Here is a 22,648-nt window from a genome sequence, read left to right on the forward strand (position 1 = left end):
TAATTTAATATCAAATGATACAAAAATATAGACCTCTGCTTGCTTTATTGGGTTGGTTATGCAGTGTGGGTGTTGCCAAGGCACAAACAGCTACTGCAGACGGAACCAGCCAGGAGCAATTTAAAGACAGCACGGAATTAAACCGCCTGGTGGACCTTGGTTTACGTAAAGAAAAGAACTGGAGAAACACCGCGGCTACTTTTACACTTTCAGGCAAGGAGCTTGAAAAAATGTTCTCAGGCAACTTATTAAATACGCTACAGGGCCGCATTCCGGGACTTACTGTCAACACAGGTTCGGGCGAGCCGGGATATGATAATCCTAACCTGTTTATGCGGGGTAGAACCACCTGGAATAGTGGTGCCGCTCAACAGTTGATTTTGTTGGACGGCTTCCAGGTAGACCTGAGTGCTCTCAGCGCGTTTTCGCCTTACGAAATAGAGTCGATTACGCTTTTAAAAGATGCAGCAGCAACCGCCATGTACGGTTTACAAGGCGCTTCCGGTGTTATTAATGTAGCTACGAAAAAAGGAAGGGTATCATCCAAAAATGAGTTAACCATCAATGCCCGTTATGGTATACAAACGCCGGTAAACCTGCCCGAAGTAATGAATGCCTATGATTATACGAGGTTGTATAACCAGGCATTGGCGAATGACGGACTTCCTCAAAAATATCCTAATCCTGATTTGTATAAAGCGTCCAATGATCCGTTTCATCCCAATGTAAACTGGTACGACGAACTGCTGAAGAAAAATTCAACCATTCAGAATTATAACCTGTCTTTCAGAGGCGGTAACCGAACAGCCCGGTACTTCGTTTTAATGGATTATATGAACTACGACGGCTTATATAAAAATGCCACTGCTATCAATAAAGATTTTGGAACCAATGCCAAATACAGTAAGATCAATTTAAGAGCAAACGTAGAATTAGATTTAACAAAAAGTTTGTATGTAGCGGCGAATGTGTCAGGTATTATCGAAGATCGCAATACTCCCTCAGGCTTTACGGCTTCGCAGGTATTCGATAACCTCATGCGTATTCCGGCTGCTGCCTTTCCGGTAAAAAATCCTAACGGTACCTGGGGCAACAGCTCAGTATACAATTTCAATCCAATACAGCTGTTGCAACAAAATGGTATATACAGCGCACACACCCGTACCATCCAAACCAATTTTAAACTACGTGAAAAACTGGACCTGATCACTCCGGGCCTGGCAGCAATTGGTGGCGTATCATTTAATAACCAATACACCGGTACACGGCAAACATTATATTCTGTTATGTCTTACGAATTGCTGAAAGATAATAATGATCAGCCCATCTTAGACGGAACCGGTAATCCAACCTATCGTACTATTGGCACTAACACACCTCAAACTACTAACGAGAGCGGAAACGGGCATTGGAACCGCAACACTTTTCAGGCCGGATTAGATTATAACCGCAGCTTTGGCAAAAACACATTGAGCGGGGTAGTGCTGGGCAGGCGGGTAAACTATACCCGTATCGGCCAGACCTACGCGGTAAGGGTACAGGGGATAGCAGGCAACTTTACCTACGACTATGATAAAAGGTACATCCTTGACTTTAGCTCGTCTTATATGGGGTCTGCCGATTTCGCTCCCGGAAATAAGTACGGTTTCTTCCCTGCATTAAGTGCAGGATGGATATTATCTAATGAAAATTTTCTAAAGAATAACGAAGTGATCAACTTCCTGAAATTGCGGGCCTCTTATGGTAGCGCCGGTAGTATTAATGATGCCTACCGCTTCCTGTACCAGGAACGGGCCGGCGGAGCATCGGGCTGGATTACCGGCACCAGCAATACCGGGCGCGGAGGTATGGCCATCGGTGCTTTTGCAAACCCAGATGCTACATGGGAGTTAAAGAAAACCTTAAACTTAGGAGTTGAGGCCACCCTATGGAACAAGTTGTCTGCAACCATTGATGTTTTTAGCGAAACACGCAGCGGTATTTATGAGATCCCTTATGCCAATGTAGCAGCCTATACAGGCTTCAACCTGCCTTACCTGAATACGGGTAAAGTAGATAATAAAGGTTTTGAAGCAGCGCTTACCTACAATAACCAGGTTAACGAATTCAAATACTTTATTACGGGCACTGCCACTTTTGCCAGAAATAAGATCATGGAGAAATCAGAAACCGCACAACCTTCCGATCGCCTTTACGAAAGAGGATTTGCTATTGGACAGGTTAAGGGGTTGGTATTTGACGGCTTTTACCAGGCATCAGACTTTGAAGCAAACGGCAACCTCAAACAGGGTATCACCAATTCTTCTTATACACAGGTAAGGCCCGGTGATCTGAAATTTAAAGACCTCGATGGTAATGGTGTGATCAATGAATACGATCGTGCGCCCTGGGGATATAATAGCGTACCTGAAATTACATTGGGATTCAACCTGGGCTTCAATTACAAAGGATTTGATTTCAGCGCTTTTGTACAGGGGGTAATGAACCGTACCATCAGCATGCTGGGAGCTGCCTATAACTACACACATCCGTTCGTCAACAATAATAATATTTCTGCATTCTCCAACAATGCCTGGACTCCCGAAACAGCTGCTACAGCTACTTCTCCCAGGCTGTCCACTCTGGCCAATCTAAACAATAATATGGGTGCCGATTTCTGGTTCCGCAATGGCAATTTCTTTAAGCTGCGCAGTATCGAATTGGGATATACCATTCCGCAGACGGGTGTATTAAAGAAGGTGGGCGCCATACGCGTATTTGCCAATGGAACCAATTTGTTTGTGTCCAATAAGATCGACGGACTGGAGCCTGAAAACCTGTCAATGGGTTATCCCGTGACCAGTGTGGTAGATTTTGGATTTAATGTAAAATTTTAGAACAACGTTGAATTATCAGCCATGAAAAGAAATAAATTAATCGTTCAGCTTTTAGCCACTGTACTGCTTCTTTCTTCCTGTGAAAAAGATTTCATGACAGTAAACAGGGTAGATGCCTTTATTCCCTCCGACCAGTTTTATACCAATTATAACTATGCACAACAGGCCGTATGGAACGTTTATAGCTATCTTCCCAATGGTTTGGCCTCGCTTAGCTATGAAGCCATTACCGACAATGCCGAAGCCACTAACGTAACGGACCTGTCGAATGTATTTAACCAGGGGGTATGGAACCAATACGTTAATCCGGATGATGTGTGGAGTAAAAATTTTAATGCGATTCGTGCGGCCAATCTTTACCTGAAAAATAAGGATAAGGCAGATATTGAATATATCAAAAACCGGATTGTGACCAGCGATTCCACTCCCTATTTCAATGCACGCAATAATGTGAAGTTTATGGAAGGGGAAGTGCTCTTCCTGAAGGCTTACTTTTACCTGGAGCTCATTAAACGGTATGGGGGCGTTCCTGTTTTAAGGGATGCCTTCGAATATAAATCGGAGGATTGGAAGAATGTACCCAGGAATACGCTGGATGAATGTGTGAAATACATTGTAGAGCTGTGTGATGCTGCTTCAGCTATTATCCCGCAAAACTTAAGTAGTTACTCCTGGTACGATGTAGGTCGTGTAACTTACGGCGCTATCAAAACCCTGAAAGCAAAGGCATTACTGTACGCCGCAAGCCCGCTGTTTAAAGGTGCCGGCACTACGGCTACCTGGGAAGACGCTGCAAAAGCTTTCAACGATGTTATTGCACTAAATGCCTACACGCTCGACGCCAATTATAACAGTGTATTTGGCGCCAATGCACTCACCTCAAAAGAAATGATCTTCTTCAGGCAATATGGTAATACCAACTCGGTAGAGTATGCCAACTTCCCGATCAGCTTCCAGGGAGCTAACGGAAACAGCGTAACTCCCACACAAAACCTGGTCGACCAGTTTGAAGTACTGATCAAAGATGGTTCGGGAGCGGTAACCGGCTCCCGGCCGTTTAGCTGGTTGAATGCAGATGATGCTGCCAATCCCTATGCCAACAGGGACCCGCGTTTAAATAATACGGTTATCTTAAATAATACCAGTTTCTCGGGCGCTGTCATTGAAACCTTTGATGGGGGAGCGGCCGGATTTCCCAAATTGAATGCTACTAAAACGGGTTATTATTTAAAGAAATGGGTAAATCCTTCTATCAATCTTGTAACCAATACCAGCGCGGTTCACACCTGGGCCTATTTCCGGTATGGGCAACTATTATTGGATTATGCTGAAGCTGCTTTTAACGCGTATGGAGCCGATGGTAAGCCCTCAGGTGCTTCGTTAACAGCCTTGCAGGCCCTCAACCTGGTACGTGCAAGGTCGGCCATGCCCGCACTTACTTCAAGCCAGTTAAACCAGGCCAGTATCGAACATGAGCGTAATGTAGAAATGGCTTACGAAGACCAGCGCCTTTGGGATGTACGACGCTGGAAAAAGGGAAGCACCTATTTTAACCAGCCTGTAAACCGGATCAAAATAACTAAAACGGGTACCACATTTACCTACCAGGTCAACAAATTAGAAGACCGCAAATTCGATCCTAAAATGGATTGGTATCCTATTCCACAGGATGAAATTGTTAAAACCGGTTGGACACAAAATCCAGGATGGTAACCGTTAAGTATAAATTTTTTAAAAGATACTATTATGAACAATAAGCTTTCAGTAGCATTTTTAGGAATAGCATGCTCCCTAACAGCGCTGTTTACCGGTTGTAAGCAGGATGCAATTATTGGCGAAAAAGTGCCTGAAACAGGGAAAGTATATTTCGGGCTGGCAGACAGTTCTGGTACAAAAGGTATTAATGGTGTAAGCACCTGGGCACAGGATACGGTGGCTAAAACAGTGATGATTGCCGCCGCCATCTACCGCGGAGGCTTTACAGATTTAGCCCCTTTTACAGTAAAAATACAGGCAGATAACAGTGCGGTGGATAAGTTGATTGGTGCGGGCAAATTACCTGCAAATACCGTGAAGCTGGCTGCAGCTGATTATACATTAGATGAATTGGCAACAATTGAGTATAAGGATGGTGTGATGAAGGGAATGGTATTACCCAAAATAAAAATGTCGGCCTTGAGCGCCAACCAGGGTAAGTATATCGCCCTCGGCCTCTCCATTGCATCGGCAGAGAAATTTAGTATCAATGATGCCCGCAGCAAAATTGTGGTTTATGCTAATGTAGATTCTTTAATGGATGCCATCATTCCTCCGAAAAACCAGATTCTAAACGATGCATGGCAGGTACTGAAGATTGCTAATAATGATAATGTAACCGCCACACCTGCAGCCAACGGGTCATTTGTTTTTGCTGGTGGCAGCGGTGGTCACATTGGCATTTACCAGGCTGTAGACGTTCAGGCCGGCAGAAAATATTCGTTCACTTTTAATGTAAAGGGAACCGGCGCAACCGATACCTGGTTTGAAGTATATATTGGCTATGGTGCGCCCGTTACAGGAGCAGACTATAACGAAGGGGGCGTACGTATGGGTTTAAATACCTGGACCGGTTGTGGTAAAACAGCATTTGATGACCTGTTATCCAAAGTAGGATGTGTTGGATCGGGCCCCATCTTTACAGCACCTACCACGGGTAAAGTATACCTGGTAATCCGTACAGGCGGTACCAACCTGGGCACCGGTGGTATTACCGCCTCCAAATTTGTGTTTATCCGGCAATAGCCATCATATTTATTCAAAAGGCTTTTAAGAAATGGGATGTCTGAATTGGCATCCCATTTTTTTTAAGGCCAGGTTCGTTCTTTATTCTGGATACCTGCTAATTGCCTTATATCGTAAAGCCTTGAACAGGGCATTTTTTATGGACTGTAAATGATTGCAGCTGCTTTTATTGCAGTATCACTTCTTTCGCTTTTTCCAGTACTTCATCCCGGCCCTCCATTATTCCTGCTACAGTGGGCTTTACCGTAATGTCTGGTATAATTCCAGTTCGTTGAGTCGGTCTTCCGTCAGGATAAAATATCCCTGTGCCGCTAAACCTGGTTTTTACATAGCCGGGAAGCATAATCTCAGAAACATTTCCGTCTGCACCGGCTGAAGGTGTTCCAATAACCACACAGTTAGGAGTGGTTCTGTAAGCCATGGCATGATATTCCGAAGAACTTTGTGTGGTTTCATCAATTAACAGCACTACTTTTCCCCGGTAGTAATCGGATCTGACATTTCCTGTTTTAAGTGGAGCGGCATAGGAGAACGAGCCGGGACTTTGGATATCGGGCGCCAGGATTTTCACAAATGGTTTTAGTTCGGGCAACAGGAATTCCGGAAGTGTATATACCAGGTAATCTGATGGATAATTTCTTAAGTCAATAATAATACCCTTCGCTTCTTTAAACTTTTCAAAAATTGTTGTGAGGTCCCTGGTTTTAAGTTTTCCGTGATCAATATAGCCAATATTATTTTCCACCCATTTGTAGGGTAGATTTAGCATACTGAATTCTTTCCTGGGTTGAAACATTCCCGGGTTGTAGCTTGATACCGTTTTGTGCTGTTGTTTTCCCATTCTTATAATGTCGAGACTCATTATAGAATCATTGGTTCTTGTAAGACTTCCTGCAATATCTCTTAACTGTGTCCAATTGTTTGAGGCGGGTGTATAGGGTCTTAGCTTATTAACAATAGTTTCAACCGGCTGTCCGTTTATTTTAACCAGTATATCGCCTATTTGAAGATCGTTTTTTTGAGCAAGGGTTTCGTCTGAAAAGCCGGTAACAACTGGTTGGTTACTGATAAATTTAAGCCTGACGGGCAATTGCCTGGCACCCAAAAAGTTATGTATGGCGTAATCATAGTCAAAAAAAGCATGTGAATCGTGTATTTGGCCAGCCAACTCCAGTAAGGCAAGCTTATAGGCCAATTCATTTTTTGCGCTCAGAAATTTTGGAATGAATTTCTTTAAGGTTATTTTCCAATCGGTTCCGATATCACCTTTATAAGGGAAAAAATACTGGATAATATTCCAGTAGCGGTATAAAGCTAAAATCCGGTATCCATCGTCTGTATAAAGCATCTGTATATAGGGGCGTTCGTGCTCTATCTGAACATTAGAAGCACGAGCTTTACTTACATAGTACTGGCCGGCACCCGGGCTTTCTACTTTACTCAGATTTAGCAATACCCGTTGGAGATTCTCCGAAAAGCCAGACTGCTTAATCCAGCTTAAATCAGGTTTTACTTTCATACTATCGGTGGCCGTTTTTGGGGTGGCTTTGGGCACCTTACCCAGTGTATCAATCCAATTCAGGAAAACATCATCTTTATTACCGGCCGGAGCCTTTAACAATTCAGGCAATACTCTAAACAATTCATAGTCCCAGTTATAATCGCCTTTAATTACATTCGGATGATGATATTTTAAATAGCCCCATACCAGACCCATTTGATATAAAGTGTGAATGGTATTGCTATCGTTATCATTTATCTTTACCAACGACCCGCTGTCAAATTCACGATCTTCTTCGGCAGGAGCAGTTATCATAGGTTGCAATTCTGAAATATCTTTTCCATCAATAGATATTTTAAGATCATCCAGCCACATTTTTCCTTTGCCGACCAACATGCCGCCAAAAAAAATCTTATCCGTTTTTTCCGGATCCAAAGGAAGTGTTATCCTGTACTCGGTCCAATCGGTGGTGCCTTTTACGCCTCGCTGGTCCATATAGTCAAAAGCTATTTGCGGATCAATGCGCATCCATAAGCCGGCATAGCCATCCGTTACATTTTCGGTTTTTATAAATCCTGAAAAAGTAATACTATCGCCTGCGTACTTTTTTGTTATAGAGCGTACCCAGGTACTGAAATGCGGCTTTCCGCCGTCGAATGCAATGGAAGCAGAGTAGGCCCCCGATCGAAATATTTTAGAATCCAGTTTCGCAGTATAGATAGTACTATCATTGATACTATTCCCCTTCCAGCCGATAGCGGAATCTTTGTAAATATCTTCAAAGCCTAGGTTATAGCCGCCTGATTGCCGGGGCGATTTACATGAAAAAAGAGTGCAGGCAAACAACAGGATAAATAAAAATGATCTCATAGTATGTAAGTTGGTTAGTCAATACAGTTCATTACCGTCAGGCTAGCTTGTAAAACAAGTGCTGTTCACCTATCCATCTACTTGTGCAGCTTATGTATTTACAATAATAAAGATATTGATATATCTAAAAGCCTGGCATTGATAGTTAGCCAATATTTTCTTAATGCTTGGGATGCCATCACAATAAGCATCCTATAAAAAATCATTGTTACAATTGGAAGTGCTGGCTGAAAATGATAAGTTTGTTCCTCATTAAAGCCCCTTACACATGAAACCTCTAAACAATAATGTGCCGGCAGTAAAAAAGCAATGGGTTGCTCCGGAAATCACAACCATTCAAATCAATGGTAACGGCGTTGCCGGTTTCGATTTCGCCAGTGAACAAGTGAGCTAACAAATTTACACAGAGGGAGTTTTGGTTGGAGTAACTTAAAAGAATAGTAAGAAATTGTTATCAACCACCGGACTACTCAATGAATGACTGGTGCTTTACCTGCTATCCATTGAATCAGGCTGCCCGATAAAGCCGGGCTCCCAGGTTGCTGCCTGATAAATCATTTTATCTGCAAATTAATTTAGTATAAATTTGCTAAATTTTTGAGCGATAATTATGGAGTATGCAATTGTAGATATTGAAACTACAGGGGGCAATGCAAGTTCGGGCAGCATTACCGAAATTGCAATACGTATTTTTGATGGCAACCGTATTATTGACAGTTATGAAACGCTGGTAAAGCCTCATCATGCCATACCTCCCTATGTTGCATCGCTCACCGGTATTGACGATGCCATGGTTGAAAATTGCCTTCCTTTTGGCGGCGTTGCCAGGGAAGTGTTTGCTATGCTGGAAGGCAGAACCTTTGTGGCGCATAATGTCAACTTCGATTATTCCTTTCTGAAACATCACCTGGGTAGCGCGGGGTACCAGTATACGGCTCCCAAATTGTGCACGATCAGAATGAGCCGGAAGATCAGGCCCGGCCTGCCTTCGTACAGCCTGGGCAATTTATGCGATTCGTTGGATATCAGCATGGCAAGCCGGCACAGGGCGGGCGGCGATGCAGATGCCACAACCCTGCTGTTTTCAAAACTGCTGGCATGGGACCTTGACGGGGTTATTCCGGCTATGTTAAATGAAGTGGCTGAAGAAAGGGAACTACCCGCAGCGCTCCGAAACGATTTTGACCAGTTGCCTAACACGCCCGGCGTTTATTATTTTTATAATGACAGCGGAGACGTCATTTACATCGGCAAGGCCAGGGATCTGAAAAAGAGGGTGGCACAGCATTTTGCCATCCATAGTCCTAACCGCAAGGGCTCCAGATTTGCCAAAAAAGTAGCACGCATCAGTTATGAAGCCTGCGGAACCGAACTAATGGCTCTGATACTCGAAGTGCTGGAGATCAAAAGAATTTATCCAAAGTATAATACCGCCCTGAAAAAGTATGAAGCAAAGGCTGGGCTTTTTGTTTATGAAGATGAGAATGGCTATCAAAGGATGACCATCGCCAAATCAAAAAAAGGGTGGCTGCCTGTCCAGGTATTCACTACGCGGCAGGGAGGCATGAACAAATTGCGTGAGCTATCCAGGCGTTTTGGCTTATGTGCTTCGCTATGCCGCTTAAACAGCTGCGAATTGTGCGACCTGGTAGATAAGAAAAAAGATCTGTTATGTACGGCCAATCAATCGCCGGATATTTACAATCAAAAAGTTGAACGGGCGCTCTCTTTTCTAAAGGAAGATGAGCAGGGATTTTATATTATCGATAAGGGCAGAAACGCCGGTGAAAAAAGTTGTGTTTGGGTAGAGAACGGGCAGTTTTATGGAATGGGATATATTGACAATAACGCAGACATTTATTCTTTGTATGATGTAAGGGACAGTCTTACCCGTTATACAGGCGATCACTATATTATGCAGCTGATCATTTCCTACGTATGTAAATATCCGCGTAAAGTGGTACCCATCACAGGCAAGCCGGTCACCGCTGAATGGGATTGACTTAAGAGTCAGCGGGCTTTCTCATGGTTTTGATCACTTTTATGATAAGTGGTATCGTTACTACAAGAACAAATACTCCAATAATATACTTCAGCCAGGGTTGTAAAAAAGGAACACTGCCCATTAAGTATCCGGTTAAAACAAATGTCAATGTAAAACCGGCTGATCCCATGGTGCTCAATATAATGAACCGTTGAATCTTTACTTTGATGATGCCTGCCAAAACAGGGGCAAAAGTGCGAACGATGGGTAAAAAATAACTGCCTGCTATGGCCATCGATCCGTGCTTTTTATAAAAAGCTTCTGTAGAGCTTAGGTAACTGCGGCGAAAGAAACGGGATTCCTTTCTTGAATAAAAGAACTTGCCGGTGCTGCGCCCGATACCATAACCGGTAATGCTGCCCGCTACAGCCGATGCAATCAGCAACAGGCAAACAACCGGCAGGGATGGCAACAGGTCTTCTTTTGCAGAAAGTAATCCAACTGTAAATAATACCGCGCCAACAGGCAAAAAGAAACAGAAAAATAAACCTATGGAACAAAATACCAAAAGGCATACCACTACCAGTCCTCCATATCTGATGATTGATTCAGCGTCCATAATATTCCAGGCATTGTATTAATAACATGTTATACAAAAGTATACCCCCGCTAAGCTACTGCATTCGCTTAATAGAAACAGTATCTGCACCGTTTTAATGCAGTGCAGGGAAGTAGGTGCAATTCAAATTTTCGCTAAAGTTATGCGGTCCGAAGTGGAACTATCTTCTAAATAGTAGAGATTCTCCTGGTACAGAGGCATCAATCATTAATATATCGCTGCGATGCAGCTCTACTGTCTTTATGAGTATTGTTTTACTAATATATTGCAGCTACGCTGCTGTTATTATCGTGCTCATTGCCGCGTAGCGGCATCGTATTAATAGAGGCCACAATAATTCGTTAGCTACCGGAGCTGCATAGCAGTGATATATTTTATTTCAAACAAAGCAGATTTGATGCGATCGCCCCGGAGATTTTCCAACAGACTCGAAAAAATCTACAAAGAAAGTATAGCATAAGCGAAAATTTGATTTACACACGAGAAGTATTCTAACAGGCGATAGCTTTATACCGGTAATGCTTCGCCGAGCTTTAAAATTTTAAGTTCATTATTAATTTTTCCCTCCGCTTTCAGACGGTTCAGTATTTGTTCTGTTTCACCCATGGGCTCATCGGCCATATCGAATGTGCCATAATGGAAAGGAATAAAAAGTTGTGCCCCGGTATCCCTGAAAGCTTGCAGGGCCTGGTACGGATCCTGGTGGTTTTTTCCCATAAACCAGGCAGGTGCATAAGCTCCTGCTCCTAATAGCGCTACATCGATACGGGGAAACAAATGTCCGATAGCTTTGTAATGCGAGCCATAACCCGAGTCGCCGCTAAAGTAAATGCAGCCATCCGCTTTCTCCATAACAAAGCCGCCCCACAGAGTGGTATTGGCATCCGATAAACCGCGGTTGGCCCAATGCCTCGACGGTACGAAAGTAATTTTCACCCCGCCGGTATTATCATACTGCTGGTACCAGCCTGCTGTATGAACCGGGTTGTTAATCCATTTGCCGATCAACCGATCCAGGTTCAATCCGCATAGTATATGGGCCTGTGGATTATTGGCCGACAACAATTGCAGGCTTTTCTTATCACAGTGATCATAATGAGCATGAGTAACCAGGATATAATCTATGTTTACCAATTTACCCGGATCAACCGGCAGGGGAGAGTGACGTTCAACCATAGGTAGCCGGCCAAAAACCGGATCGGTGATCATACGCAGGCCCGCCATCTGTATAAAAAAGCTCGCGTGGCCCAGCCATACAATTTTATCCGCTTCATCGTTCAACCAGTTATCATCAGTTAAAACGGGAATCCGCCAGGTGTCCTTTTTTTTCATGTCCCGTTGCGGGTTCCTTTCAACAAAATGCTTCAGGATCATCCCCATACTTAAAACGGTAGGTCCGTCCAGGTTAATAAACCGGCCCGATTGATCTACAGGAGTGCCGCTCCAATTATCCATTACTGTTTTTAATGCTGGGTTATTAATAAAGCTTGTAATAGCAGGAAGTTTTCTTTCAGGGAACATATTTTACCTTTTTAATTACATCACTATCAAAGGGGCGCCGGCCCCATAGTTCGATACACCATATTACAATATAAATATTAAACCCTGATAATATATTAAAAGCTGCTAAAATTCCGGGTGGAAGTGAGGGTTATTAAAATCAAAATGCTGCTGCAGGTCAGGAATAAATATCTCTAAAACGTAACAAAATAAGGGCAGCCGGGCACTTAACAAAAGGAAAACAGATTTATCATCCATTATTTACGCTAACTGATTCATTTTTATCAGGTTAAATTAAGTATATTGCACCGGGTTAACCCTCTGAACCGAGCCAAAGCTAGCCCAATCCTTCTAATGATTAAAACTAATTTTAAAGCCGCCTTAAAGGCCAGGCGAGCTAAGTCGTATTTACTAACCTTTGCCGTTTTTTCTTTGTTGTGGTTGAACGATGTAAAGGCACAAACAGCGCTTAACCCCGGCGACATTTGTTTTGTGGGTTATTACAGGGTAAGTGCATCCAATGCCGGCTTTTCTTTTGTTACGCTAAATCGTATATCAAGAGGAACGGTGATTTACATCACAGAAATGGGAGTAGACGGTACCACAGGTTGGGGTTTAGCTCCGGAAGGTTATATTAAATGGACCGTGGGCAACAGCACCGGGCAAGATCTTTTACCGGGTGCAATCGTAAGCGTTGTTTCACCGCAAACTACAGGCGGTTTGGTTGCCAATATGCGTACTGCGGCCGGTGCTACAGTTACGATAACATCAGAATTTGCAGGTTCTGTTGCTCCATCTGCTACGTTCAATATGAGCTCAGGTGGCGACCCGTTACTAATCTTTCAGACAAAATCACCCTCCAAAACTTTTACGCAGATAAACGACGCTAATTTACCGTTAACCGATATCAACTTTATTACCGGTATTACTACAGATTATAATAGTGCCACCATTAATTCGGTTACAAAATGGACATCAGGGACACAGGACGGAAGAGTAGATGGGATTACTTCGGTTCAGGAGTCTACCGTTCCACCGGGATTGACCAATGGCGCCAACTGTATTTCTTTAGGTGCTGCAGGCACTAACGAAAACTATGCAAAGTATACAGGGGCCTTAAGCGGATCGCGCGCAGAGATCATAGCGAGGATGAATAATCCTTCCAACTGGGATGCGGTAACCACTCCCACTACAACCATTACGCTGGCCAATTTCACCGGCAATGTAGTGCTACCGGTAGTATTTAACGGACTGAAAGCAGAGCTGAAAAATAGTAAGTTGATAGTAGACTGGAGCACCGTATCCGAAAATAACAATGCTTATTTTGAAGTGCAGGGTTCATCAAACGGGGTGGACTTTATCAAATTGGGCACTGTTTCTTCAAAGGGCAACAATGGAAACTCCTCAGAGCCGCTCAGCTATCAATTTATAGCGGATGCCAATGGCTCTTTGCTACTATCAGGTTTTGGCATTTTAACCCTGCTGGGAGGTGTTTTACTGCTGCGCCTGCAAAAAAGAAAGTCAATACTTTTCCTGGTAAGTGCCTGTATATTTCTACCTGCACTTACCATCACATCCTGCACTAAAAGCATTAAGGCGCCGGATAGTACCGCAGATCAAAAAATATTTATACGTATTGCACAGGTAGATAAAGATGGTACCAGCTCTTTTTCAAAAGTGGTACATGCAGTGGTCAATAACTGATGGTATGCACCGGATGCTTATTTTATAAATGTGGGTAATGGTGGATAAAATAAGGGCGCAATAGTATGGAGTTATTTAACTCTGCACTATTGCGCTTTTTAGTTAATAATTTCCCCTTTATTTTTAGCCAGTTTTTCGTTCCATTCTTCTTTTTCAGCGTTGGTTAGTTTTTCCCAATTGATAACCTCTCCAATTATTTTTAAGGGAGCAGTGCTGCGATAGGACCGGGTAGGGTTACCCGGAAATTTTTTGTCCGTAACATTCGGATCATCCTCAAAACTGCCCGTAGGCTCAACTATGTATACGCGTTCGGCGCCATCGCCCTGGGCCAGGGCAGCAGCCAGCCCGGCACCATCCATCAATGCGGTAAAATAAATATGGTTCATAACTATTTCCGCCTGGTAATTCGACCGGCCACCGGCTACCAGCGAATCGCCGGTTTGTAAGTCAGCTTTGGTACCATGATAAAAGGGGCCCTCATCTTTTAGCTGGCTTTTGAGGGTGTCGGCCAGTTCTTCGTTAACCTTCGCTTTGTCTTTATCTCCCAGGGCTTCATAACACCGCGCCATGTCCCGGTATAAAGACGGCAATGCAGTTTGTACGGAAATGCTACCGGTTTTCTCTGCAGCTTCCAAAGCTTTATCAAACCATTTTAATTGTTCTCGGGTTTCCTGCTCCTGGCGGCCTTTCAAATGAGCCACTATAAACTTTTCAAAATCGTAGGCAGCTTCATGCCATGCCTGCACAAACAGTGCAGCTGCTTCTTCGGGCTGGCCTTTTGCCTGGGCAGCCATGGCCTGCATGCAGCGTTGAATAACGGGATTGTTAGGACTGAATTCCATTGTTGATTATTTAGATGGGGTTGATGATTTTATTTTTTTGATCGGGCTGCCGCTCATGCCTTCAGTAGTGGCAGTCATAAGCGCAATGGCTTTTTCAAAATAACCAGCAATGATCTTTTTTTCTTTATCAGAAAAAGAGGCAATCAGCTGTTGCGACTCGTTGCTGAACGATTGATATAAGGGTTTCAGCAAGGCTGTTATTTTAGGTTTGTCTGGTACAATCAGCACTTTTCGCCTGTCGGTGGTATCAAATTGCCGGCTAACCAGCTTCTTCTTTTCAAACCGGTCTATCAGCCCCGTAACAGCACCGGTAGTAAGGCCGGTCAGGCTGGCCAGTTCACCGGCCGTCATGGTGCCTTTGGTAATAAAAAATCCCAGGTACTTTTGGTCAGTGCCCGAAAGACCCGCCTGCGCCGCCATCATTTCATGCATCTGTAAAGAAGTATAGGCATACAGCTGGCTGAGCCGATGTAGCGCTGCAATTAAAGAATCACTCATTTATCTTATTAATTAATTATCTTAGCAACAAAGATATTTATTTAATCGCAATTTCAAGCCTTCGTTCGTGTTTTTTAATGAACTATTGAATCTCAATGAAGCAGCCTGGTAAACTAATTTATTTAGCAAATAATTACTAAATTATTTGTGATTGTCGGGTTTTAGAAATACCTTGCGTGATAATGTGTTTATTGGGTGTAGTTTTTACATATACCTAATGCGTTTCATATTTAACAGGCCTTTCATGCAGCAAAAATTATTTGACGATACGGATCAGTTTGATTTACCCCTGGATTTATTGTCTTATATACCGGGTTTTATCAGCCCCGAAGAAGGCAATGATCTGCTCCGCTTATTATTACAAACAGTTCCCTGGCAACAGCACAGAGAGGTGATGTACGACCGCGAGGTGGTAACGCCGCGTCTTTCGGCCTGGTATGGAGATGCAAGAAACGATGGAGGTAAAACACAGCCTCTGCCATGGCTGCCTGAGCTGTACAACTTAAAAGAGCGCATAGAACGTTTCAGCGGGGAACAGTTTCAGGGTGTTTTGCTGAATTATTACAGGGATGGTAACGATTCTGTTGCCTGGCATGCCGACAGGGATACTATTCCCGGTGTTAAAACAGCTATTGCTTCGCTCAGCGTAGGGCAGGAGCGCATGTTCGACTTCCGGCATCAGCAGGATCATACTAAAAAGCATGCTATATTGTTGCAGCATGGTTCTTTGCTGCTCATGCAGCCCGATCTTCAAAAAAAATGGGAACACCGTATTGCCAAATCTACTTTCCCGATGAGGGCCCGTATTAATATGACTTTTAGAAAAGTAATGGACAAGTAAGCGCATATCCTGAGCGTTGCTTTTTTTGATATAGTTCAATAAAAAAGATATTAATGGAAAAGAAGGTTAGTGTAAATAATACAGGCATCGATTCGGCCGGTTTAACCGCCGATTATATGCAGGCCATTGCCGAATTTATATGGAATGGCTTTGACGCCGGCGCCACTTCCATTCATATTGATTTTGAGAGTAACGAGCTCGATTATATCAGCTCCTTATCGGTTACTGATAATGGCGAAGGCATTAACAGGGCTACCATTGACGAGAGCTTTGGCAGTTTTATGGACTCTATGAAGAGAGCCGGTTTTCAAAAAACTTCATCCCGTTTAAAAGGTAATAAGGGAAAAGGCCGGTTTTCCTTTGCAGCATTCAGTGGCCGTACCAGCTGGGAAACCCGTTACCGCGATCCTCAATCAGGTCATATACTGCAATACACCATTACGGTAAAAAGCAGCTCTAAAGACCGGTTTGAATTTGGAGAGCCCGTTATATCCGGGGCATCTGCTACAGGTACCAGGGTGAGTTTTCATGATTTGTTTGATGTGACGGCTTATTCCTTCTCGTCTCCCGCATTTATCAATTTCCTGGGCCAGGAGTTTGGCTGGTTTCTTTTTTTGAATAAGGATAAGGGGGTCACTATTTATATCAATGGCCAGCCTGTTAGCTACGATCATTTAATGGCACAGCAGGAAGTGTTTCTGGTACCCATAGTGGAAGATGACACCGAAACCATTTTTAAAGCCACCTTTATAAGATGGGTACAAAAAATTGGTGACAAGTTCTATTTTTATTTCTTAGACAGCAGACAGAGGGAAGTAGTGAAAGAGCTGACTTCGTTTAACAATAATGCCATTGGTTTTTATCATAGTGTTTACGTGGAGTCTGCCTTCTTTGATAGTTTCAACGGAAACGATAAAGAGCAAAGCCTGAATCTTTTTGATATACATTCCAGGCACTCACCTGTATTTAAAATGCTGCAGCACCGCCTGCATGATCTGGTAGGCGGGAAGCAAAAGGACTTTGTAAAACTACAGGCAGCAGACGGACTTATAGCCGGCTTTGAAAAAACAGGTCTCCTGCCAACCTTTACAGAAGAAGAACAGGAGGCAAAGGCTGACCTTATAAATGTGCTCAAAGCTATTTACACCATTGAGCCCCGGCTGTTTATGGCCCTGGGCAGGGAGCAGCAAAAAATGAGCATCGGTTTTATTCACCTTTTGCTGAAAAGCAATAAACGGCAGCAGATTGCCCATCTGCTGGCACAAACCATAAAACTTTCCGTTGAAGAGCAGCATGCTTTGCGCATGGTTTTAAAGAAGCCCGCTGTGGCCATGTAGCCCCAGTACTTTGTTCGCCATCGTTAACGAACATTCTGAGACAATGCTTAGTTTGACCTCCACGCAAGCCGTCATTTCGACTAAGCGAAACAAAGTGAAGCGCACGGAGAAATCTCCAATGCAAGCCGACTCTCGCTTCGTAATGTGCGACCCTTCTCCTTCGTTGGTGTTTTCACCAACGAACCTTTTGGGGTGACGCCTATTGTCTTTTCCTGAAAACACCAACAGGGTCAAAAGGATTTAAATTGGTTTAACTACTTTTATGCCAAGAATTAATCGTTAACGGTGAAAAATTTTTATGTGAAAAGGTACTTTAATTTTTATACAAATTTGTCTGTAGAACCGGGAATACGATATGAACTTATGATGCAGCATGATTTCGAACCTAACTTAGAGCAACTTTATTTTGGCAAATAAAATTTCAGTTTCAATTACCAGGAAAAATTTCGGGACAAAAAGCAATGTATTTTCATTCATAATGTTGATCATGCTTTTTTTATTGGGAGTAATGGGAGCCATTTTAAATTGGCGGCAGGGCATTGGGGCGGTTGGGATTATCATTGTAATTTATTTATTTAATAGAGTATTGAAGGTTAAATGGGGAGTTCTTGCAATAATTGGTTTGTTGGGCATTATTTCACTGAGCTATATTTTTGATTTTTCTTTTATCGAAGTGTTGTTAACGGCGGTTGGTTTATCATTGGGTTTATTTTTGACATCTTCTTTTAAAGAAATAAAAGCCCGGGAATCAGTTGAATTGTTTTACCTGGATAGTAAGAAATTAAAATGTCTTTCCACCAACGACGCTGACTACAAAGGGTATGCGCTCGATCCTAAAAATTTCCTTAAAGCCTACGATGCAGTATTTATACAATCAATCATTTTCAAAGGGAATCATTTACTTATCAGTATCGGGAATGATATCATTCGTCCGAGGGAGTTGAATCAAAATGATTTGAAAGAAATCAGGGCGTTTCTATCTGCTCACTTTCCGCATCTTCTGGAAAATGAGGAAGCGTACCATGAAAATTTAGAATCAGAAAACAGGTTTTACCTGCGCAAACTCCTCCTGTTTTTGCCCGTTGTTATTTTGGGATTGATGATTTACTTTTTTGCAGGCAATGGCAAAAACCAACCGCTCACTTATTGGTGTTTGGGCTTAATGGTGCTGGTGCCATTTATCTTATTTAAAATTTTGAAGAAGAATTGATCTAAAACTAAACAAAGGCAAATTTTTTACCCTTCGTTGGTGTTTTATCGATCTCTTTATTAGTGTATTCGTGGCATTATTAATTAGCCACAAACACCTGCCTGACCGGCCGGCAGGCACAAATGATGGGCTTGGCCTGTAGGGAGGAACACTAACGGGAGCCTCCTGCGTAGCAGGAGATCCCTCCATGCGTTTCGTTGCACTTCACTTTAGTCGGGATGACGATAGGGAAGAGGCTTCCACCTTCGTTGGTGTTTTTCACCAACGACCTTATCAAATGACGCTTTTTGTCCTTAGCCTGTGCAACAGGTAGGCCGATAAGAAATAGAGTAGCTTATTGATTTCTTTATTAGTGTATTCGTGGCATTATTTATTAGCCGCAAATACCTGCTGTATCTGCCGGTATGGATAACATCCATAGAACCTTACCCAATAAGTGCCTTGTTTAAGCCTGGCTGATACTACCACCGCTTACCGGCGTATCAACTAAAGATAGTACGCAACTGTAACATTTTTAATAATGCTGCGTTTGCTGGTATATGAGATCGATCACTTGTTTGATGTTTACGGCGGTTATCCATTTTACCGGCCTATCCCTCCATGCGCAAACCAGTCCCGCACTTTTTTCCCCGGCTGAACTGCAGGAAGATCTTAACCATCTCCGGCACCTTATCACTACCGTGCATGTAAACCCCTACAGCGAATTAACGCCCGTTCAATACGACTCCCTGTTTAATCATATTTCCGCCTCATTGAAAGATTCGGCTACCGCAACAGATCTTTTTAAAAAAATACGGCCCGTATTGGCCCGGCTTTCTGATGAGCATGCGCAACTGAATCTTAAAACAGAACTGCTGGATCCCATTTACCGCAGCAAACCGGTATACCCACCTTTTACATTAAAGAAGGAAGGCAACACCTATCGTATCGGCTATTGGCTCGGCAATGCACCTCCCAGCTATAAAGAGTTGCAACCGGTTAGTATAAACGGTATGCCTTTGGAAAAGCTGCTGCGCCAATGTGCGCTTGCCACCACCGGCTATCCCGACCAGCGAATGGCGACTGCCTTACACCGGTTTGGCTACCTGTATCCCTGGGCTGCCGATGCGCAGGCCACCGAGTTTACCATCACTGGTGCAACGGGCCAGGCAATCACTGTACCGGGTATTGGTTTAAAAGAGTGGGAGACTTTTCTTGCCGCACAGCAGGTATCGGCATGCCCCGAGCGGGTATCCTATACCCGCCATGGTACTACCGGCTATATCAATGCATGCTCCTTTGACGTACAGCCAAAGGGCAAGTATTCCGTTGACTCCATCAGGGCAACCGTTGACGGTATTTTTGAACAAATAAAACTGGATGGTGTTAATCGGCTGATCATTGATGTTAGTCGTAATGAAGGCGGCAGCACTGCTGTAGGTGATTACCTCATTAGTTATATTTACCGCCAGCCCTATCTTAGTTATCAAACTAACTGGAAAAGGAGCGATGAATATTTAAAGCTGCTTCGTTCCTGGGGTTTTGATAATGCACCATATGCCGCGGAGCCGGTAGGTAAGGTGTTGCATTTTGCGTCAGACAGGATTACTCCTGAAAGCGTTCCCAACCCTTTTAAAGGGAAAACCGTTGTGGTTATCGGTGCCGCCACATTCTCCAGCGCCATGAATTTCGCCACGCTGGTCAAAGACAATAATATAGCTCCGCTGATGGGCCAAACACCTGTTAACGGCCATCCCACCAGTTTTGGAGAAATGTTTTATACCAACCTTCCCCATACGCAGCTCTTTGTGCGTTTTGGGGTAAAAGAGCATATAAGACCGGCAGGCAAAACTCCTGATAATAACCTGCACCCGGATTTACCTTTAACAGATGCACAGATGCGTGATATCAATACCCTCATCCGTAAAGCCCGGGCCATACCATAAGCAGGTTCTGCACCATTACGGGCAATCCCTATTTAAAATTTCACTCTTCGTTGGTGTTTCTCATCAACGAACTTTTTAAGTAATGCTCATTGGGGCTTAGTCATTTTTAAAAGACCAAAAAGATCAGAAACAAATAGCAGCTTATTAATTTCTTTATTCGTGTATCTGTGGCATTATTTAGTTAGCCGCTAATACACGAATGACCGGCCGGCAGGCACAAATGATGGGCTTGGCCTGTAGTGAGGAACACTAACGGGAGCCTCTCTTCGTAGCAGGAGATCCCTCCATGCGTTTCGTTGCACTTCACTTAGTCGGGATGACGATTGGAAGGAGGCTTCCGCCTTCGTTGATGTTTCTCCCCAACAAACTTTCAAATGACGCTTTTTTGTCCTTGGCCTGTGCTAACCACGACAAGGTCGATAACAAGTAATAGCTTATTGATTCTTTTATAGCGTATTCGTGACATTATTTATTAGCTGCAAATACACAAATGATGGGCTTGGCCTGTAGGGAGGAACACTAACGGGGGCCTTCCTTCGTAGCAGGAGATCCCTCCATGCGTTTCGTTGCACTTCACTTAGTCGGGATGACGGTTGGAAGAGGCTTCTACCTTCGTTGGTGTTTTATCGATTTTTTTATTAGTGTATCCGTGGCATTATTTAGTTGGCAGCTAATACCTGACCAGCCGGCAGGCACGAATACTGTCTATTAACCCTATACCTTCGGCGGTGTTTTTAGCCAACGAGCCTTCTTACACAGCGTTGCTGTTTACCGGTAAACGCATACAACAAGCGAAGTCATGCTCCTTGCAGCTTGGCCTATTGGTGAAAAACAGGAATAGAGTTCAAAAGTCATCCCTTGTTTCAGTATCTGGATCTTTGCCGCTTGAGTCCGGTGGCAATAAATTTTGAAGAGCAATACGATGGGCGCTGATAACAGCAATGAAATCTTTCTGTATAGCAAGTTCCTGCATCACTTTTTCCAATAGTAATTCCTTTAATAATAGTTGTTGAGGCGTCTTTTTTTCCTGACGTTCTTTTAATAGCAGGACTGTATGTTCCTGGTGTGTTCTGTTCAAAATATATTCATCTTTTACCGGCCCCTCCTCCAGTTTTTTTATGACCTCTTCTGAAATTTTGAGTCGGTTAAGAGCCCGATCCAGTTGCTGCCCGACATCTCTTAAACTTGTTCGAAATGTCTTTATATCGGCTTCCAGTTCAATTTGCTGCGCTCTCAGTAATTGTTGCTGGTCAACTGTTTTTTCCAATAGCTCGTCACAGGAAGTTGTATCGACCAATAGTTGTAATGAATAGTGTGTCATTGGTTGAGTTTTACAGGATTTAAATCACTTTGAATATATTCTTCCAGGCTATCGCTCATATCCTTAAGAGGAAGGCTATTGCCCGATAACAGGCTTTTGGCGATTTGCTCCCGGGCCAGGAGCATGCCTATTTTGTAGGCGAGGATCATTTGTATCGGCCCTCCGTAAAATTCAAGCGCCATTGTTGCCTTTCGATCTATTTTATCGAACAAATTACGGTGCAAGCTGCCGGCTACATACTGTTTTTTCAGCTGGCGTGCCAATTTTTGCAGCTGTAGAAAATGCTGTTGTTGTTGCTTAATCTTCATCAACCGGCGCTGCAATTTTAAAGCTTTGGCTGCAGCCCTACGCATCTGTGTATCTAACAGGTCTTCTACTTTTAAAAACTGTTCTTGTTGTTGATGTGTAAGAGGTTGGGGGGTGATAGACGGCGACAGATCTAATTGTTCTATTTGCGATTGCAGTGCTAATACCTTATCAAAGGCTTCGCCGGGCAGTTTACGTTCTCTTTTTTCATATAAGGCTATGGTAGATTGCGATACGCCGATTAAGATGGCGTATTGGCGCTGGCTTAGGTGCAGTAGTTTTCTTACTGATTTCATAGTTTATTATTTTAAATGTAATCCCAGGCTATAATTGCTGACCTGTTGCCTGGTGATACTTTTTAAGACGAAGACGATGCGGCTTTTGTAACACTTGTAATCGCCGGTGTTGTAATCAGTTCGGGTGATTACAACAGCACTGATTACATGCTCGGGGACCGTGCAAAAATTGATACAAGCTCACGGGTTAACTGCGGGTTCATAAGTTACTATTTAGCGCATCATAAATATACGACA

General features: G+C 43.4%; 17 protein-coding genes. 10 read left to right on the plus strand and 7 right to left on the minus strand.

The annotated features are described in order from the left end of the window. The first annotated feature begins 14 nt into the window (after positions 1-14). Genes ACLOAU_RS16615 through ACLOAU_RS16625 form a run of 3 tightly spaced genes read left to right on the plus strand, consistent with a single transcriptional unit; the run spans position 15 to position 5,657 of the window. Positions 15-2,876: a SusC/RagA family TonB-linked outer membrane protein gene (locus tag ACLOAU_RS16615; protein WP_427863025.1), complete on the plus strand. Its 2,862-nt coding sequence runs from the start codon at positions 15-17 to the stop codon at positions 2,874-2,876. Positions 2,877-2,897: 21 nt separating this feature from the next. After that, entirely contained in the window at positions 2,898-4,589 is a 1,692-nt protein-coding gene (locus ACLOAU_RS16620; protein ID WP_427863026.1) for a RagB/SusD family nutrient uptake outer membrane protein, read from the plus strand. 33 nt (positions 4,590-4,622) lie between these two features. Continuing rightward, complete coding sequence (locus tag ACLOAU_RS16625) at positions 4,623-5,657, plus strand: DUF1735 domain-containing protein (RefSeq protein WP_427863027.1); 1,035 nt, start codon at positions 4,623-4,625, stop codon at positions 5,655-5,657. Positions 5,658-5,823: 166 nt separating this feature from the next. On the opposite strand, the gene ACLOAU_RS16630 is transcribed toward ACLOAU_RS16625, so the two are convergent. After that, a complete protein-coding gene (locus ACLOAU_RS16630) occupies positions 5,824-8,028 on the minus strand; it encodes a S41 family peptidase (protein ID WP_427863028.1) in 2,205 nt (734 codons plus the stop codon). A 268-nt stretch (positions 8,029-8,296) separates the two neighbouring features. Between ACLOAU_RS16630 and ACLOAU_RS16635 the strand changes: the two genes are divergently transcribed. Both ACLOAU_RS16635 and ACLOAU_RS16640 read left to right on the plus strand, forming a co-directional pair. Then, positions 8,297-8,422, plus strand: coding sequence for a hypothetical protein (locus ACLOAU_RS16635; protein ID WP_427863029.1), 126 nt, complete (start codon positions 8,297-8,299; stop codon positions 8,420-8,422). Positions 8,423-8,638: 216 nt separating this feature from the next. Further along, entirely contained in the window at positions 8,639-10,030 is a 1,392-nt protein-coding gene (locus ACLOAU_RS16640) for an exonuclease domain-containing protein (RefSeq protein ID WP_427863030.1), read from the plus strand. Between the two features lies 1 nt (position 10,031). Here the strand turns inward: ACLOAU_RS16640 and ACLOAU_RS16645 are convergent, their stop codons facing one another. Next, positions 10,032-10,631 carry a DedA family protein gene (locus tag ACLOAU_RS16645; protein WP_427863031.1) on the minus strand — a complete coding sequence of 200 codons (600 nt, stop codon included), beginning with the start codon at positions 10,629-10,631 and terminating at the stop codon, positions 10,032-10,034. A 507-nt stretch (positions 10,632-11,138) separates the two neighbouring features. After that, entirely contained in the window at positions 11,139-12,152 is a 1,014-nt protein-coding gene (locus ACLOAU_RS16650; protein ID WP_427863032.1) for an MBL fold metallo-hydrolase, read from the minus strand. A 333-nt stretch (positions 12,153-12,485) separates the two neighbouring features. On the opposite strand from ACLOAU_RS16650, the gene ACLOAU_RS16655 reads away from it, so the two are divergent. Then, entirely contained in the window at positions 12,486-13,835 is a 1,350-nt protein-coding gene (locus ACLOAU_RS16655; protein WP_427863033.1) for a hypothetical protein, read from the plus strand. A 98-nt stretch (positions 13,836-13,933) separates the two neighbouring features. On the opposite strand, the gene arr is transcribed toward ACLOAU_RS16655, so the two are convergent. After that, entirely contained in the window at positions 13,934-14,347 is a 414-nt protein-coding gene (gene arr, locus ACLOAU_RS16660) for an NAD(+)--rifampin ADP-ribosyltransferase (RefSeq protein ID WP_427864299.1), read from the minus strand. 336 nt (positions 14,348-14,683) lie between these two features. Beyond that, a complete protein-coding gene (locus ACLOAU_RS16665; protein ID WP_427863034.1) occupies positions 14,684-15,175 on the minus strand; it encodes a MarR family winged helix-turn-helix transcriptional regulator in 492 nt (163 codons plus the stop codon). A 244-nt stretch (positions 15,176-15,419) separates the two neighbouring features. Here ACLOAU_RS16665 and ACLOAU_RS16670 point away from each other — a divergent pair, with 244 nt between their 5' ends. From ACLOAU_RS16670 to ACLOAU_RS16685, 4 genes are all read left to right on the plus strand, one after another. Continuing rightward, positions 15,420-16,016 (plus strand): alpha-ketoglutarate-dependent dioxygenase AlkB family protein, encoded by a 597-nt coding sequence (locus ACLOAU_RS16670; RefSeq protein WP_427863035.1) that lies wholly within the window; start codon positions 15,420-15,422, stop codon positions 16,014-16,016. A gap of 53 nt (positions 16,017-16,069) precedes the next feature. Next, entirely contained in the window at positions 16,070-17,353 is a 1,284-nt protein-coding gene (locus ACLOAU_RS16675) for an ATP-binding protein (RefSeq protein ID WP_427863036.1), read from the plus strand. A gap of 487 nt (positions 17,354-17,840) precedes the next feature. Then, positions 17,841-18,563 (plus strand): hypothetical protein, encoded by a 723-nt coding sequence (locus tag ACLOAU_RS16680; RefSeq protein WP_427863037.1) that lies wholly within the window; start codon positions 17,841-17,843, stop codon positions 18,561-18,563. A gap of 539 nt (positions 18,564-19,102) precedes the next feature. Further along, positions 19,103-20,488, plus strand: a complete 1,386-nt coding sequence (locus ACLOAU_RS16685; RefSeq protein WP_427863038.1) for a S41 family peptidase — start codon at positions 19,103-19,105, stop codon at positions 20,486-20,488. Between the two features lie 844 nt (positions 20,489-21,332). On the opposite strand, the gene ACLOAU_RS16690 is transcribed toward ACLOAU_RS16685, so the two are convergent. After that, complete coding sequence (locus ACLOAU_RS16690; RefSeq protein ID WP_427863039.1) at positions 21,333-21,809, minus strand: hypothetical protein; 477 nt, start codon at positions 21,807-21,809, stop codon at positions 21,333-21,335. Further along, positions 21,806-22,411, minus strand: coding sequence for a helix-turn-helix domain-containing protein (locus ACLOAU_RS16695; protein WP_427863040.1), 606 nt, complete (start codon positions 22,409-22,411; stop codon positions 21,806-21,808). The genes ACLOAU_RS16690 and ACLOAU_RS16695 overlap by 4 nt, the downstream gene beginning before the upstream one ends. Positions 22,412-22,648: the final 237 nt, after the last annotated feature.

The organism is Paraniabella aurantiaca (assembly GCF_050309965.1).
GTDB lineage: Bacteria > Bacteroidota > Bacteroidia > Chitinophagales > Chitinophagaceae > Niabella.